This is a genomic window from Microbacterium abyssi (assembly GCF_015277895.1).
GTDB classification, from domain to species: Bacteria; Actinomycetota; Actinomycetes; order Actinomycetales; family Microbacteriaceae; genus Microbacterium; species Microbacterium abyssi.
The window spans coordinates 714521-729041 of the sequence record NZ_CP063815.1; the positions used below are offsets into that span (position 1 = coordinate 714521).

The 14521-nt window shown below is 67.9% G+C and carries 16 protein-coding genes; 14 read left to right on the forward strand and 2 right to left on the reverse strand.

Features of this window, described 5'->3' with window-relative positions:
- Positions 1-21: 21 nt before the first annotated feature.
- Complete coding sequence (locus tag IM776_RS03475) at positions 22-1287, reverse strand: isochorismate synthase (RefSeq protein ID WP_228479901.1); 1266 nt, start codon at positions 1285-1287, stop codon at positions 22-24.
- Between the two features lie 58 nt (positions 1288-1345).
- Here IM776_RS03475 and IM776_RS03480 point away from each other — a divergent pair, with 58 nt between their 5' ends.
- From IM776_RS03480 to IM776_RS03500, 5 genes are all read left to right on the forward strand, one after another.
- Complete coding sequence (locus IM776_RS03480; RefSeq protein WP_228479902.1) at positions 1346-1930, forward strand: DUF402 domain-containing protein; 585 nt, start codon at positions 1346-1348, stop codon at positions 1928-1930.
- Positions 1927-2679: a ubiquinone/menaquinone biosynthesis methyltransferase gene (locus tag IM776_RS03485; RefSeq protein ID WP_194421662.1), complete on the forward strand. Its 753-nt coding sequence runs from the start codon at positions 1927-1929 to the stop codon at positions 2677-2679. The genes IM776_RS03480 and IM776_RS03485 overlap by 4 nt, the downstream gene beginning before the upstream one ends.
- A 21-nt stretch (positions 2680-2700) precedes the next feature.
- Positions 2701-3762: a polyprenyl synthetase family protein gene (locus tag IM776_RS03490; RefSeq protein WP_194421663.1), complete on the forward strand. Its 1062-nt coding sequence runs from the start codon at positions 2701-2703 to the stop codon at positions 3760-3762.
- A 34-nt stretch (positions 3763-3796) separates the two neighbouring features.
- Positions 3797-5170 carry an FAD-dependent oxidoreductase gene (locus IM776_RS03495; protein ID WP_194421664.1) on the forward strand — a complete coding sequence of 458 codons (1374 nt, stop codon included), beginning with the start codon at positions 3797-3799 and terminating at the stop codon, positions 5168-5170.
- Positions 5171-5285: 115 nt separating this feature from the next.
- Positions 5286-6329 carry an alpha/beta hydrolase gene (locus tag IM776_RS03500; protein WP_194421665.1) on the forward strand — a complete coding sequence of 348 codons (1044 nt, stop codon included), beginning with the start codon at positions 5286-5288 and terminating at the stop codon, positions 6327-6329.
- On the opposite strand, the gene IM776_RS03505 is transcribed toward IM776_RS03500, so the two are convergent.
- Positions 6316-6804: a YajQ family cyclic di-GMP-binding protein gene (locus IM776_RS03505; protein ID WP_194421666.1), complete on the reverse strand. Its 489-nt coding sequence runs from the start codon at positions 6802-6804 to the stop codon at positions 6316-6318. The two genes, IM776_RS03500 and IM776_RS03505, sit on opposite strands and share 14 nt — an antisense overlap.
- 190 nt (positions 6805-6994) lie before the next feature.
- Here IM776_RS03505 and IM776_RS03510 point away from each other — a divergent pair, with 190 nt between their 5' ends.
- The 9 genes from IM776_RS03510 (at position 6995) to rpsG (ending at position 14486) form a co-directional block, all read left to right on the forward strand.
- Entirely contained in the window at positions 6995-8227 is a 1233-nt protein-coding gene (locus IM776_RS03510; protein WP_194421667.1) for a sugar ABC transporter substrate-binding protein, read from the forward strand.
- 65 nt (positions 8228-8292) lie between these two features.
- Positions 8293-9906: an ABC transporter permease subunit gene (locus tag IM776_RS03515; RefSeq protein ID WP_194421668.1), complete on the forward strand. Its 1614-nt coding sequence runs from the start codon at positions 8293-8295 to the stop codon at positions 9904-9906.
- Complete coding sequence (locus IM776_RS03520) at positions 9906-10796, forward strand: sugar ABC transporter permease (RefSeq protein ID WP_194421669.1); 891 nt, start codon at positions 9906-9908, stop codon at positions 10794-10796. The genes IM776_RS03515 and IM776_RS03520 overlap by 1 nt, the downstream gene beginning before the upstream one ends.
- A gap of 58 nt (positions 10797-10854) precedes the next feature.
- The gene (locus IM776_RS03525) at positions 10855-11016 is read left to right on the forward strand and encodes a hypothetical protein (RefSeq protein WP_194422697.1); all 162 of its coding nucleotides are present in this window, start codon (positions 10855-10857) and stop codon (positions 11014-11016) included.
- Between the two features lie 112 nt (positions 11017-11128).
- Positions 11129-12220 carry an MFS transporter gene (locus IM776_RS03530; protein ID WP_194421670.1) on the forward strand — a complete coding sequence of 364 codons (1092 nt, stop codon included), beginning with the start codon at positions 11129-11131 and terminating at the stop codon, positions 12218-12220.
- Positions 12221-12290: 70 nt separating this feature from the next.
- Positions 12291-12722, forward strand: coding sequence for a hypothetical protein (locus tag IM776_RS03535; protein ID WP_228479903.1), 432 nt, complete (start codon positions 12291-12293; stop codon positions 12720-12722).
- A gap of 55 nt (positions 12723-12777) precedes the next feature.
- Positions 12778-13425, forward strand: a complete 648-nt coding sequence (locus tag IM776_RS03540) for a spermidine/putrescine ABC transporter substrate-binding protein (RefSeq protein WP_194421671.1) — start codon at positions 12778-12780, stop codon at positions 13423-13425.
- Positions 13426-13641: 216 nt separating this feature from the next.
- Positions 13642-14010 (forward strand): 30S ribosomal protein S12, encoded by a 369-nt coding sequence (gene rpsL, locus IM776_RS03545; RefSeq protein WP_017201609.1) that lies wholly within the window; start codon positions 13642-13644, stop codon positions 14008-14010.
- 5 nt (positions 14011-14015) lie between these two features.
- Positions 14016-14486 (forward strand): 30S ribosomal protein S7, encoded by a 471-nt coding sequence (gene rpsG, locus IM776_RS03550; protein WP_017201608.1) that lies wholly within the window; start codon positions 14016-14018, stop codon positions 14484-14486.
- The last annotated feature ends 35 nt before the right edge of the window (positions 14487-14521 follow it).

The window sequence follows — 14521 nt, forward strand, 5'->3', positions numbered from 1 at the left end:
CAGCCCCTCACACCAGCACCTTCACGCCAGTGCATCCACCAGCGGGCGGAACTTCACCCGCGTCTCCAGCAGCTCGGTCTCCGGGTCGCTCGCGGCGACGATGCCCGCGCCGGCGTACGCGGTGACGCTGATCGCATCCGGTGACGGAGTGAACTGCGCACAGCGCAGCGCGATCGCCCACTCGCCGTTGCCGTCGCCGTCGATCCATCCCACCGGTCCGGCGTAGCGACCTCGGTCGAACGGCTCGATCTCGCGGATCGCCGCGACGGCGGCAGGCGTCGGCGTTCCGGCGACCGCCGCGGTCGGATGCAGTGCCCCCACGAGGTCCAGAGCCGATCCGCTGTCGGACAGCTCGCCCTCCACATCCGTGGCGAGGTGGAACAGGTTCGGCAGCTTCAGCATGAACGGCTGCTCGCTCGACGCCATGGCCCGCACGTGCGGCCGCAGCGACTCCAGCAGGCTCTGCACCGCGTACTCGTGCTCGTCGATGTCCTTGGTGCTCGACGCGAGATGCGCGGATGCCGCGGCATCCTGATCGGCATCCGCACCGCGTCCGATCGTCCCGGCCAGCACGCGTGCGGTGACGGTGCGCTCCTGCACGGTGACGAGGGTCTCAGGACTCGCGCCGATGAGGCCGTCCACGGCGAAGGTCCAGGTGTCCGGGTAGCCGGTCGACAGGGCGCGCACGAGCCGGCGCAGGTCGGAACCGGCGGGAATCGTGCCCGCCAGGTCGCGGGCGAGCACGATCTTGCTGACCTCGCCGCTGCCGATGCGACTCAGTGCCGTCCGCACCGACGCCTGGTATCCCTCAGGCGACTGGGCGCCGGGTCCGACGGTGCCGGCCCAGTGCGGACCGTACGCGCATGGCTCGATCGTGGCGTCCGGCAGATCCTGCGGCAGTTCTTCACCGGCGTGTGCGATCCGGGTGATCCAACCGCGTCCCTGGTGCTTGCCGAGGATGATCGACGGGACGATCAGGATGCTGTCCGCCGCAGAGCCCTCGTCGAAGGTGAGCGTGCCGAACCCGACCAGTCCGGTGCCCGGCAGCTGCACGGGATCGTCGACTTCGGCGCTCGCCGCGAGCTCGCGCCAGGCATCCGCGATGATCGCGCTGCGCAGTGTTCCCTCGCGTGAAGAGACCCGAATGGATGCCGGTGATCCGCTGCCGACCGCTACGATGCCGTCGCCGCGGCGCAGCCAGGCGAGCGGCTGATCGGGGTCGGCGTACGCCAGCAGATCCTCGACCGGATCGAACTCGCGGGTCTGCACGATCAGGCGGTTGGTCACCCGTCCAGAATAGTTCGCCGCCCAGGCAGGAGATGACGCGCGGGTCTAGGCTTGCCGCGTGAATCGACGCCCCGCACCCGGCACCGAGATGGTCTTCCAGTGGCGCAAGTGGGACGGCTCGCCGCACTGGCGCCACGAATGCGTCTATCTCGGCGCAGACGAGTGGGGTGACTGGGTCGGCCAACCGCTCGGGTGGCACAGCATCCGGCCCGGCGCGGAGTTCTATGCCGCGGCTCCCAACGTCACCCTCGTGCCGCCGTCCGGCGAGTTCGCGCTCACCATCAACCGCGACCACCCGTTCGGCATGCGCATCTACATCGATCTCGGCTGGGATGTGCGCTGGTCCGATGACCCGCTGATGGCGACCGGCATCGACATGGACCTCGACGTCATCCGACTCGAGCGCGATCGGGATCCTGCTGACGGACCGAGCGGCACGTGGGTCGACGACCGTGATGAATGGGCGGAGCACAGCATCCGCTACGACTATCCGTCAGACATCACGACCCGTCTCGAAGCCCTCACACTCGATCTCGAGACGCGCGTGCGCGCGCAGGAGGCCCCGTTCGACGACGCAACCGCCGATGCGTGGCTCGATCGCCTGGAGGTGCTCGGCCTGCACAGATCTAGACTGGATGGATGAGCCAGCCCAATCGCGCAGACCTCGGTAAGGACCCGCAGCGCGTCAGCGGCATGTTCGACCAGGTCGCGGCCGGATACGACCGCACCAACACCGTCATGACGTTCGGCAACGACGCGTTCTGGCGGGCGGCGACCACCCGCGCAGTGGCCCCGCAGCGCTACGAGCGCATCCTCGATCTCGCGGCGGGCACGGCATCCTCATCGGCTTCCCTCGCCACCAGCGGCGCGGACGTCGTCGCGGCCGACTTCTCGCCCGGGATGCTGGCTGAGGGAAAGCGCCGGCACGGCCACCTGCCGAACCTCTCGTTCGTCCAGGCCGACGCCATGAACCTGCCGTTCGGCGATGAGGAGTTCGACGCCGTGACGATGTCGTACGGCCTTCGCAACGTGCAGCAGCCGAAGAAGGCGCTCGCCGAGCTGTTCCGCGTCACCAAGCCCGGTGGTCGCCTGGTGATCAACGAGTTCTCGACGCCTCCGGGAAAGGCTTTCCGCGGCTTGTACCGCTTCTACAACGCGCAGGTGCTGCCGCGAATCGCGCGCGTCGCCGGCACGAACGCAGACGCCTACGAGTACCTGGGCGAGTCGATCCGCGACTGGCCGGATCAGAAGCGACTCTCGGCCTGGATCCGCGAGGCCGGCTGGACCGATGTCGCCTACCGCAATCTGTCCTTCGGCATCGTCGCGCTGCATCGTGCGACCAAGCCCGCGACTGCGGCGACAGCGTCCGCAGCGGCGACGAACCCCGAGTGAGCCACAGGTAGGGTGGGAACCGTGACTTCGAGCCCCGCTGCCCCGGGTTCGCGCCTCGCGAGCCGTCTCGGCTTCAGCGACCGCGTGTTCATCGGGCCCGCCGCCCGGCGCGTCGCCCGGCAGATCGAGGACGGGCTCGACCTCGTCGAGGGTGGCCTCGCCGAAGAGCTGCACGTCGCAGACTCGATCGCCGACGCTTCAGCCCGTTATCTCTACGAGGCCGGTGGCAAGCGCATCCGGCCCGTGCTCACGCTGCTGACCGCGCAGCTCGGCGAGGGGAACATCCCCGCGGTCATCGACATCGCCAAGGCACTCGAGATGACCCACCTCGGCTCGCTGTACCACGACGACGTGATGGACGGGGCCGACCGCCGGCGAGGCGTGCCCGCCGCACACGCGGTGTGGGGCAACAGCGTCGCCATCCTCACCGGCGACATCCTCTTCTCCCGCGCCAGCCAGCTCATGGCCCGTTACGGCGACCGGGCGATCCGGCTGCAGGCCGACACCTTCGAGCGGCTCGTCATGGGGCAGCTGCACGAGACGGTCGGCGCGCAGGACGGCGACGACCCGATCGCGTTCTACATCCAGGTGCTGGCCGACAAGACAGGATCCCTCATCGCCGCGGCGACGCAGGGCGGCGCGATCTTCTCGAACGCTCCGGCGGAGTACGAGGAACCGCTGCGCGTCTACGGCGAGAAGGTCGGCGTGGCCTTCCAGCTGCTCGACGACGTGATCGACCTCTCCGCCGACCCCGCCGAGACCGGCAAGGTTCCCGGCACCGATCTCCGCGCTGGCGTGCCGACGATGCCGTACCTGCTGCTCAAGGCCGAGCGGGATGCCGCCTCCGCCGAGCTCGCCGCTCGCATCGACGACGGTGTGACGCGCATCGCCGAGGGGGCCGACCCCGTCATCCTCGATCAGCCGCTGGCCGAGCTGCGCGACCATGCCGTCACACAGAAGACGCTCGACCTCGCGCGCACCTGGACCAGCGACGCCATCGCGGCGCTCGCGCCACTGCCCAAGGGCACGGTGCGAGAGGCGCTGATGCGCTTCGCCGAATCTCTCGCAGACCGCAGCAGCTGAGCATCCGCTCGCCGCAGCATCCGAAAGGACACCCATGACCAAGCTCAGGCTGGCCATCGTCGGGGCAGGCCCGGCAGGCATCTACGCCGCAGACATCCTGCTCAAGACCGAGCGTTCGTTCGACGTGTCGATCGACCTGTTCGAGCAGCTGCCCGCGCCCTACGGGCTGGTCCGCTACGGCGTCGCCCCCGACCATCCGCGCATCAAGGGCGTCATCAACGCGCTGCGCGACGTGCTCGACCGCGGCGACATCCGCATCTTCGGCAACGTGCGCTTCGGTGAGGACATCACGCTCGCCGACCTCAAGAAGCACTACAACGCGGTGATCTTCGCCACCGGCGCCATCCGTGACACCGACCTCGACATCCCGGGGATCGACGCGGAAGGCTCCTACGGAGCCGCGGACTTCGTGAGCTGGTTCGACGGCCACCCCGATGTGCCGCGCGAGTGGACGCTGGATGCCGAATCGGTCGCCGTGCTAGGAAACGGCAACGTCGCCCTCGACGTTGCCCGCATCCTCGCGAAGCACGCCGAGGACCTGCTGCCGACCGAGATCCCCGACAACGTCCACGCCGGCCTCGAGGCCTCCAAGGTCACCGACGTGCACGTGTTCGGGCGCCGTGGCCCCGCGCAGGTGAAGTTCACCCCGCTCGAGCTGCGCGAGCTCGGCGAGCTGCGCGACGTCGACATGGTCGTCTACGACGAGGACTTCGACTACGACGAGGCGTCGAAGGATGCCGTCGCCAGCAACAAGCAGGTCAAGGTCATCGACCGCGTGCTGCAGCAGTGGCGCACGCGTCCGTCGGCGAACAACGCCGGGGGAGAGGCGAGCCGCCGTCTGCACCTGCACTTCTGGGCGAAGCCGGTAGAGATCAAGAAGGATGCCGACGGCAGGGTCGCCGCGATCGTCTACGAGCGCACGCAGCCCGACGGTTCTGGCGGAATGAAGGGCACGGGCGAGCTGCGCGAGATTGCGATCGGCCAGATGTACCGGGCGGTCGGATACTTCGGCTCCCCGCTGAAGGACGTGCCGTTCGACAAGAAGCACGGCGTGATCCCGAACCACGAGGGCCAGGTGCTCGCGAAGGACTCCAACCAGCGGGTGCCCGGTATCTACGCCACGGGCTGGATCAAGCGCGGACCGGTCGGCCTCATCGGCCACACCAAGTCCGATGCCATGGAGACCGTGCAGCACCTCGTCAATGACCAGGGCTCCTGGTGGCAGCCGGAGCATCCGGAGGAATCGGCGATCCCCGCGCTGCTCGAGTCGCGCGGCATCCAGTGGACCGACCTCGAGGGGTGGCACCGGCTCGACCAGCACGAGGTCGCCCTGGGCGAGCCGCACGAGCGCGCACGCGTCAAGGTCGTCCCGCGCGACGAGATGGTGCGCATCTCCCGCGGCGAGTGACCCGCTCGCGCCCACTCCTCCCTGCGGGTCGTTGATCGAAGGCGCGCAGCGCCGAAGCGATGTACTGAGCGAGCGGAGCGAGTCGAAGCGTTCCGCCCGCGGCTAGGCTGACGCCATGACCTCGTGGGTGCCCGACGTCCTCGGAGACGAGTTCGAGCAGCAGACGCTGCCGCTCGGTGAGGACCTCGAGGGCGAGATCGTCGCGACCCTCGTGCGTGCACTGCCCGAAGCGCCACCGCCCGCGCCGACCGCGTGGGGACGCGTCGTGCGGCGGGTGCAGGGGAAGCCGCTCGTCGATCCGCCACCGCTGCTCGACGGGGTCGATGTGCTCTACGTGCACGGGTGGTCGGACTACTTCTTCCAGAAGCGACTGGCGCGGTTCTGGACCTCGCGCGGGGCGCGCTTCTTCGCGCTCGACCTGCGCAAGTACGGCCGGAGCCTGCGCGAGGGGCAGACCCCCGGATACATCGCCGACCTCGCGACGTACGACGAGGACATCGGCGCGGCGCTCGCGGTGATCGGGGCGGATGCCGCGGGTGGGCGGCGCCTGGTTCTCATGGGGCATTCGACCGGCGGGCTGGTGCTGAGCCTGTGGGCGTCCCGGCATCCGGATGCCGCGGACGCCGTCATCCTGAACTCGCCGTGGCTGGAGTTCCAGCTCGCGCCGCTGCGCGCCGCGATCGCCCCGATGGTGGAGCTGCAGGCGCGGTTGCGACCGCTGGATGCCGCCCCGCAGATCGATCTCGGCTTCTACGCCCGCGCGCAGGCTGCTGTCGCCGATCCCGACGACCTGATGGAGACGAACGCGCTGTGGCGTCCTGTGCCGGCGATGCCGGTGCACGCGGGTTGGCTGCGGGCGATCCTGCACGGACACCGCACCGTGGCCGAAGGGCTGTCGATCCAGGTGCCGGTATGCGTGCTGCTGTCGGCGAAGTCCGCTCTGCCCACGCGCTGGTCGGACGATCTCACGTCAGCCGACACTGTGCTCGTCGTCGAGGACATCGCCCAGCGCGCGCTCAAACTCGGGTCGTCCGTCACCGTGGAGCGGATCGACGGCGCCCTGCACGACGTCTTCCTTTCACGGAAACAGGCTCGCGACGATGCCTACGCGCGGCTCGACCGCTGGGTCACCGGGTGGGTGGCGGCTACCGGTAGTTGATGAACTGCAAATCGATGTCGAGGTCGGAGCCCTTGAGCAGAGCGATCACGGACTGCAGGTCGTCGCGGCTCTTGGACTGCACGCGCAGCTCGTCGCCCTGGATCTGGCTCTTCACGCCCTTGGGGCCCTCGTCACGGATGATCTTGCCGATCTTCTTCGCGTTCTCCGAGGAGATGCCGTCCTTCAGCGTCGAGACGATACGGAACTCCTTGCCGCTGGCGAAGGGATCGCCCGACTCGAGGCTCTTGAGCGAGATGCCGCGCTTGATGAGCTTGGACTGGAACACGTCGAGGACGGCCTTGGCCCGCTCCTCGGTGCCCGCCTTGATGAGAACGGACTCGCCGCTCCACTCGATCGAAGCGCCGGTGCCCTTGAAGTCGTAGCGCTGCTCGACCTCTTTGCGGGCCTGATTGAGGGCGTTCTCCGCCTCTTGGTGGTCGACCTTGCTGACGATGTCGAACGATGAGTCTGCCATGGCGCCATCCTACCCAGTCGCGTTTCTCAGAGTGATCTTGGAAGCGCTTCCACTAGCCCTGATGCCGGGCGTCGTTGTGTCACAGCTTGATATCGGCCGCTTCAGGCATTGCCTTAATGGAGCAGAGCGTTGCATACTGTAAGCGCTTGCAGTTCTGCGGGCACCAAACGCATCAAGAGAGGCAACACCAATGAAGGTGAACAAGAGGGGCATCGTCGCGTTCGGCGCCATCGCCGCCGTTTCCACGCTCACGCTCGCAGGCTGCGCCGCCGGTGGGGCCGACAACAGTGAGGGTGGCGACCAGGCCACCGATTCTTCGCTCGTCGTCTGGGTGGACGCAGAGCGAGTCGACGCCGTTCAGGGCGCGGCTGACGCCTACGAGGAGAAGACCGGCGTCGCAGTCGAGATCGTCGGCAAGGACGTCGACACGATCAAGGACGACTACATCCAGCAGGTTCCGACCGGCAAGGGCCCGGACATCACCATGGGCGCGCATGACTGGCTGGGCGAGCTGTCCACCAACGGCGTCGTCGCCCCGCTCGAGCTCGGCGACTCGGCATCCGACTACCTCGACGTCGCACTCCAGGCGTCGACATACGACGGCACCGTCTACATGCTCCCGTACGCCGTCGAGAACATCGCCGTGCTGCGCAATGCGGACGTCGTCCCCGAGCCCGCCTCGAGCTTCGATGACATGATCGCCAAGGGCAAGGCCGCCGGCCTCGACCAGCCGTTCGTCGTCGAGCAGGGTGCCGAGGGCAACCCCTACCACCTGTATCCGTTCCAGACCGCGTTCGGAGCCCCGGTGTTCGGCACCGACGCGTCCGGCAGCTACGACCCGGCCGACCTGCAGCTCGGCAGCGAGGGCGGCACGAAGTTCGCCGACTGGCTCGGTGCCCAGGGTGCCGCGGGCGTCCTCAACACCGACATCGACGGTGAGATCGCCAAGCAGCAGTTCATCGACGGCGACGCGGCCTTCTGGCTGACCGGTCCGTGGAACGTCGGCGCTGCCGTCGACGCCGGCATCAACGTCGAGATCGACCCGGTGCCGAGCCCGACCGACCAGGTCGCCTCGCCGTTCGCCGGAGTGAAGGGATTCTTCGTGAGCTCCGAGTCGGACAACAAGGTCGCCGCGAACGATTTCCTGGTGAACTACCTCGGCACTGAAGATGTCCAGCTCGCCCTGTTCGAGGCGGGTAACATCCTCCCGGCCCTCACCGCAGCGGCCGACACCGCAGCATCCGACCCTGTCATCGCCGGCTTCCAGGCCGTCGGCGCTGACGCAGTCCCGATGCCGGCCATCCCGGCCATGGGCGCTGTCTGGCAGTTCTGGGGCATCGCCGAGGCCGCCATCATCAACGGTGCGGATCCTGCGGCGACGTGGCAGAAGCTGGCCGACGACGTGGCCGCAGCCATCAAGTAATACAGTTCGTTCTGTCGGGGCGGGTGCGCACGCGCCCGCCCCGACAGTGTGATGACGGGATGAAGATGAGCGACACCACCGCGACGGAGCAGACCCCGCCGCCCACCAGGCGCCAGCGCCAGGCCGCGCAGATCGCCGAGGCCGCGTCAGGGCATATCGGCTGGATGCTGTTGAAGATCGTGCTTCTCGCGATCGTCGACGCGGTCGCCCTCTACGCCGTGTTCGTGCTGTTCACGCACCGCGAGTGGGTCGTGCTCGCACTGGTCGTGCTCGTCACGGCATTCGTCAACTACGTCTACTTCTCCCGCAAGGCGATCCCGGCGAAGTACCTCACGCCGGGCGTGATCTTCCTCGTCGTCTTCCAGGTGTTCACACTGCTGTACACCGGCTACATCGGCTTCACGAACTACGGCACCGGCCACAACGGTTCGAAGGACCAGGCGGTCGCAGCGCTCATGCGTTCCGCGCAGGAGCGGGTCGAGGACTCGCCCGTCTTCCCGGTGACCGTCGTGGAGCAGCTCGGCACGCTCGGTCTGGTCGTCACCGACCCCGCAGACGGCGACGTCAGCGTCGGCACGGACGTCCAGCCGCTCGCAGACGTCGACGGCGCGACGATCGAGGGCGGCAAGGCCGTCGCCGTCGACGGCTGGAACACGCTCAGCTTCGCCCAGGTACTCGCACGCTCCAACGAGATCGAGCAGCTCTCGGTCGCCTACAGCGACGACCCGAACGACGGCGCCATTCGCACCCCGGACGGCCAGAACGGCTACCTGTACGTCTCGACGCTCGAGTACGACGAGGCAGCCGGCACCATGACCGACACCGACTCCGGCACGGTCTACGAAGACATCGGCACCGGTGCCTTCACCTCGGCCGATGGCGAGGAGCTGCTGCCCGGCTGGCAGATCACGGTCGGCTTCGACAACTTCGTCCGCGCCGTCACCGACGAATCGATCCGCGGACCACTCATCTCGGTGACTATCTGGACGTTCGTGTTCGCCCTGATCTCGGTCGCATCGACGTTCTTCCTCGGCCTCCTGCTGGCACTCGTCTTCAACAACACCAGGATGCGATTCCGCAACGGCTACCGCATCCTGCTCATCCTCCCGTACGCCTTCCCGGCCTTCCTCTCGGCGCTGGTCTGGGCGGGCATGATGAACGAGAGCTTCGGCTTCATCAACCAGGTGCTGTTCGGCGGAGCATCCATCCCCTGGCTGACAGACCCGGTCCTCGCGAAGGTCTCGGTCCTCATCGTCAATCTCTGGCTCGGCTTCCCGTACATGTTCCTGGTCTGCATGGGGGCGCTGCAGGGCATCCCGGAAGAGGTCAATGAGGCCGGCGTCATGGACGGCGCGAATCCGTGGCAGATCTTCCGGCAGATCAAGCTGCCGCTGCTGCTGGTGACCGTCGCGCCGCTGCTGATCTCGTCGTTCGCGTTCAACTTCAACAACTTCAACCTGATCTACATGCTCACCAACGGCGGGCCGCGCTTCACCGACGTGTCCATCCCCGTCGGCCACACCGACATCCTGATCTCGATGGTCTACAAGGTGGCCTTCACCGGCCAGACGCGTGACTACGGCCTCGCGTCGGCGTTCACGATCATCATCTTCATCGTGGTGGCCGTGATCTCGATCGTGAGCTTCCGCAAGACCAAGGCGCTCGAGGAGCTGAACTGATGACCACGACATCGTCCTCACCCGTCCGGCGCCGCTCGTTCGGCGCCTGGTTCGCCGACACCGGATGGCGTCACGTCGTGGCGGTGGTGGTGAGCATCTTCGCGCTGTTCCCGCTCCTGTACGTGCTCTCCGCATCGCTCAACCCGAACGGCACGCTGACCGGCTCGAACCAGCTGTTCTCGGCGATCGGCATCGACAGCTACGTGCGCATCCTCACCGACCCCAAGAACCCGTACGCGATGTGGTTCCTCAACACGCTCGTCATCGCGGTCGTCACGGGGCTCGCCACGGTGTTCATCGGCGCCTGCGCGGCATATGCCTTCTCGCGCATGCGGTTCGCCGGCCGCCGCGTCGGACTCGTCACGATCGTCGTCGTGCAGATGTTCCCCCAGCTGCTCGCCGTCGTCGCGATCTTCCTGCTCATGTCGACGCTGGGGGACTGGTTCCCCGCCATCGGCCTGAACACGCACACGGGCCTGATCCTCGTCTACCTCGGCGGTGCGCTGGGCGTGAACACCTACCTCATGTACGGGTTCTTCAACACGATCCCGAAGGAACTCGATGAGGCCGCCCGCATCGACGGGGCAGGACACGCCCGGATCTTCTTCACGATCATCCTCCGCCTGGTCGCCCCGATCCTCGCCGTGGTGGGACTGCTGAGCTTCATCGGCACGGTGAATGAGTACGTCGTCGCCAGCGTCATGCTCATCGACCCCGAGCAGCAGACCCTCGTCGTCGGCCTCACCAAGCTCGTCTCCAACCCGCGCTATGCGGACTGGTCGGCGTTCTCGGCCGGTGCCGTGATGGCCGCGATCCCCGTCATGATCCTGTTCCTCTTCCTGCAGAAGTACATCGTCGGCGGGCTCACCGCAGGAGCCACCAAGGGCTGAGCGCGTCGCAGCGCGTGTCCACCCCGGCTGCGTGCGATCCCGGTCGTACGCTGGAGGCATGGCACGGGCAGACGGAAGCAACGTGGCGGTGAGCTGGATCGCGCGCGTACTGTGCGTGGGCGTGATCGGCGCGCTGCTGTGGTTCGCCATGCCCATGATGCCGGGCTTCGCGGAGTTCGTCGGCGAGACGCTGCGCATCGTCGCACCCGCAACCCCCTGATCCCACTCCGTGCGGTGAATGCGGGTCCGGCGACACGTCGGCACGCCTCCATGAGCGCGTCTGCGGGCGGCGATATCCTCGCAGTGCACATATCCGACGAGAGGCGCCCACCATGAGTGACCCCGAGGTTCCCCAGCACGAGCAGAAGTCCGACGTCGACGACGTCGTCGACAGCGCCAACGCCGGACTCGCGGAGGCGGAGGCCGCGCGCGGCGACGCCCCTGGGCGTAACGACCGTCCGGCGGGCGACGAGGTCGACCCCGATCTCGCCGCTTTCGAAGCCGCTGAGCAGGAGCACCCCGGCACCTTCGCCGCGCCGGAGCCGCGCGAACCCGCCGCGTCCGACGCTCCTGACGCGTTCGGCACCGACAGCTACGGCACCGACGCGAACGGCGCCGACTCGACCCGCGCCGACGCGTACGGCGCTGAGACGCCGGATGCCGTCACCACGGATGCCGCGGCCGACAGCGTCTTCGACCGGCATGCCTCCGACCCGTCCATCGCAGACAGCGCCTACCTCGCGCCGGCGACCGACGACACCGAGACGCGCGTCGTGCCGTCCGAGCCCATCCCGTCCGAGTACGACGCCTCCGAGCCATTCGTGCCGGCGGCGGTCGTGGCGGCACCCGTCTCGCAGCACCAGCCGATCTTCGTGCAGGCGCCGGAGCCCCCGCGCGAGCGCGGCAACCGGGGAACCGCCGGAGCGATCGGCCTGCTCGCCACCCTCGCGTTCGCGATCCTGTACCTCGGCACGTCGCTCGGGCTGGGCGCACTCGCAGGCGACATCACCGGCGAGAACATCGGCGAGGCGGCTCTCACGCCGCTGACGACTTGGGGCTTCTGGGTTCCGGTCGTCGTCTTCTTCATCGGGTTCTGGCTGCTCGGGGCCATCATCAACCGAGGCCGCTGGGGCCTGTGGGTCGTCTTCGGCATCATCGTCGGCCTGTTCGCCTACGCCGGTCACATCCTGGGCCAGCTGTTCGAAGCGCCGTTCTGGCTGCTCACCGCGCGACAGGGTGCAGACCTCGTCGGCGGCGAACTGCTCGCCCCGCTCGCCATCGCCGCGTTCGTCTTCGGTCGCGAGCTGACCATCTGGTTCGGCGCGTGGGTCGCCCGCAGCGGTGCCCGCAAGACCGAGCTCAACGAAGAGGCGCAGCGCGAGTACGAGCGCACTCTCGAAGCCGGCCCGACGCTCTCGAGGTAACACGGAGATGTCATCGCCAGACCCCCGCAGCCCTGAACCCGCGGGGGTCTCGGCCGTTCTGGCGACGGTGATGACCACCATCGGATTCTTCGCGCTGGCAGTGTTCGGGCTCGGCGCACTGAGCGTGGTGACCGATGCCGACATCATCTCCGTTCCAGGTCTCGGCCAGGCCCCCGGCATCGTGGGCATGATCGTCGCTATCGCGGCGTATGCCGGCATCCTGTGGCTCGCGGTGCGCATCGGGCACCCGCGTTTCCGTTCGGTCTGGGTGATCGCGATCGCCACGGCGCTCGCGCACCTGCTCGCGGTCGGCGTGACTGCCCTCATCGTGACCGGCGAGTTCGTCACCGCGCTGGCCGCCATGGGCGATCTCATCACCGGGGGAGCGAGCGTCGTCGTGCTCGTCGTCGCAGCCATCGCCGGGTGGGCTGGCGTCGCGCTGCGGCGCACCCGCGCGAGCCGGCCGCGCTGGCCGTGGGAGCGCGACGAACACGACGTGTGACGAGGCGGATGCCGCAAATCTTCTGTGTTCGCGCGTATGACCGTACGCTTTAGGTGTGGAGCGGTCGCTAGAGACGCAGGTCGACCAGGCTGTCGAGGCCTGGCTGCGCTGGGTGCCGCGCTGGGAGCCCGCCACTCACAGGGGACGCGTCGCGCCCTGCCGCCGCTGCCTCGGCTCGCCGATCCTCTCCGCCGTCGGGATCGGATCCAACGTGCCGCACGGCGTGCAGCACGGCCTCTCGACCCGCATCAAGACCGTCGTGGACCACGCCGTCGCCGAGTACACCGCCCGTAACCTGCCGATGCTCCAGGCGGAGCTCGATCAGCAGGCCGCCCGCAACCGCGCGCGCAGCTATCGGCCGTCCGAGGACCTCGCGCCGGAGTACGAGGGCATGCCGCTCGACCCGGATCCGGTGCCGGGGGCGCCGTTCCTGTTCACGATCGCCGGGCTCGCGGACGACGAATCCGGCGAGCTGCCTCCGCTGCCGCCCCTGTCCGACGAGGCGAAGGCGGCCCTGCGTCAGGAGGTCGCGCTCGCCGACGAGTACGCGAACATGATCGGCCGTGAGATCTGCGGGATGCTGATGAGGCACCGCCTCGCCGTGCAGGCTGTGATCTCGCAGTACGTCGAACCGCAGATCGAGGCGCTGCTCGAAGAGCTCACTCAGGCGCTGGACTCCCCATTCGATCCTGAGATGCCGTAGCACAGGGGTTCGCCTCATTTGACCGCTTGCGTTACGCGGGATTACACTTGATCAGGTGTGTGCACGTCTCGGCGTGCCTGCACACGGGCTCCGGTCCATACCGGTCAGCCCCCACGGCATACCCATCACACCAAAAGCGCGTCTGATCAGGCGTGCCGGTGGGTCATGATGTGAAACCCATCACGCTGTCACCGTGCAGCACTATGAGGAGAGAACGTGCCAACCATTCAGCAGTTGGTTCGCAAGGGTCGCTCGCCCAAGGTCACCAAGACCAAGGCGCCCGCCCTGAAGTCGAACCCCCAGCAGGCCGGGGTATGCACCCGCGTCTACACCACCACCCCGAAGAAGCCGAACTCGGCGATGCGCAAGGTCGCTCGTGTGAAGCTCCGCAACGGCACCGAGGTCACCGCCTACATCCCCGGTGAGGGCCACAACCTGCAGGAGCACTCGCTGGTGCTCGTCCGCGGTGGTCGTGTGAAGGACCTCCCCGGTGTGCGTTACAAGATCGTCCGCGGCGCCCTGGACACCCAGGCAGTCAAGAACCGTAAGCAGGCTCGTTCCCGCTACGGCGCGAAGAAGGGTTGAGTTAGATGCCTCGTAAGGGTCCCGCCCCCAAGCGCCCCGTCGTCAACGACCCCGTATACGGCGCGCCGATCGTCACCTCGCTGGTGAACAAGATCCTCGTCGACGGCAAGAAGTCGCTGGCCGAGTCGATCGTCTACGGTGCCCTCCGCGGTGTCGAGGCGAAGAACGGTCAGGATGCCGTCGCCACCCTCAAGAAGGCGCTCGACAACGTGCGCCCCACCCTTGAGGTCCGCAGCCGCCGCGTCGGTGGCTCGACCTACCAGGTGCCGGTCGAGGTCAAGCCTCACCGCGCCAACACGCTCGCCCTGCGCTGGCTCGTCAGCTACGCCAAGGGCCGTCGCGAGAAGACCATGACCGAGCGCCTCCAGAACGAGATCCTGGATGCCTCGAACGGCCTGGGCGCTGCAGTCAAGCGCCGTGAGGACACTCACAAGATGGCCGAGTCGAACCGCGCGTTCGCACACTACCGCTGGTAAACAGCTCGCCCGCCCCGGCCGCGTGGCCGGGGCGG

Bases quoted from the DNA above. Each gene is read 5' to 3' on its own strand.
- IM776_RS03485 (WP_194421662.1), top strand. From the start codon at position 1,927: ATGAGCCAGCCCAATCGCGCAGACCTCGGTAAGGACCCGCAGCGCGTC.
- IM776_RS03495 (WP_194421664.1), top strand. From the start codon at position 3,797: ATGACCAAGCTCAGGCTGGCCATCGTCGGGGCAGGCCCGGCAGGCATC.
- IM776_RS03500 (WP_194421665.1), top strand. From the start codon at position 5,286: ATGACCTCGTGGGTGCCCGACGTCCTCGGAGACGAGTTCGAGCAGCAG.
- IM776_RS03505 (WP_194421666.1), bottom strand. From the start codon at position 6,804: ATGGCAGACTCATCGTTCGACATCGTCAGCAAGGTCGACCACCAAGAG.
- IM776_RS03510 (WP_194421667.1), top strand. From the start codon at position 6,995: ATGAAGGTGAACAAGAGGGGCATCGTCGCGTTCGGCGCCATCGCCGCC.
- IM776_RS03515 (WP_194421668.1), top strand. From the start codon at position 8,293: ATGAGCGACACCACCGCGACGGAGCAGACCCCGCCGCCCACCAGGCGC.
- IM776_RS03520 (WP_194421669.1), top strand. From the start codon at position 9,906: ATGACCACGACATCGTCCTCACCCGTCCGGCGCCGCTCGTTCGGCGCC.
- IM776_RS03525 (WP_194422697.1), top strand. From the start codon at position 10,855: ATGGCACGGGCAGACGGAAGCAACGTGGCGGTGAGCTGGATCGCGCGC.
- IM776_RS03530 (WP_194421670.1), top strand. From the start codon at position 11,129: ATGAGTGACCCCGAGGTTCCCCAGCACGAGCAGAAGTCCGACGTCGAC.
- IM776_RS03535 (WP_228479903.1), top strand. From the start codon at position 12,291: ATGACCACCATCGGATTCTTCGCGCTGGCAGTGTTCGGGCTCGGCGCA.
- rpsG (WP_017201608.1), top strand. From the start codon at position 14,016: ATGCCTCGTAAGGGTCCCGCCCCCAAGCGCCCCGTCGTCAACGACCCC.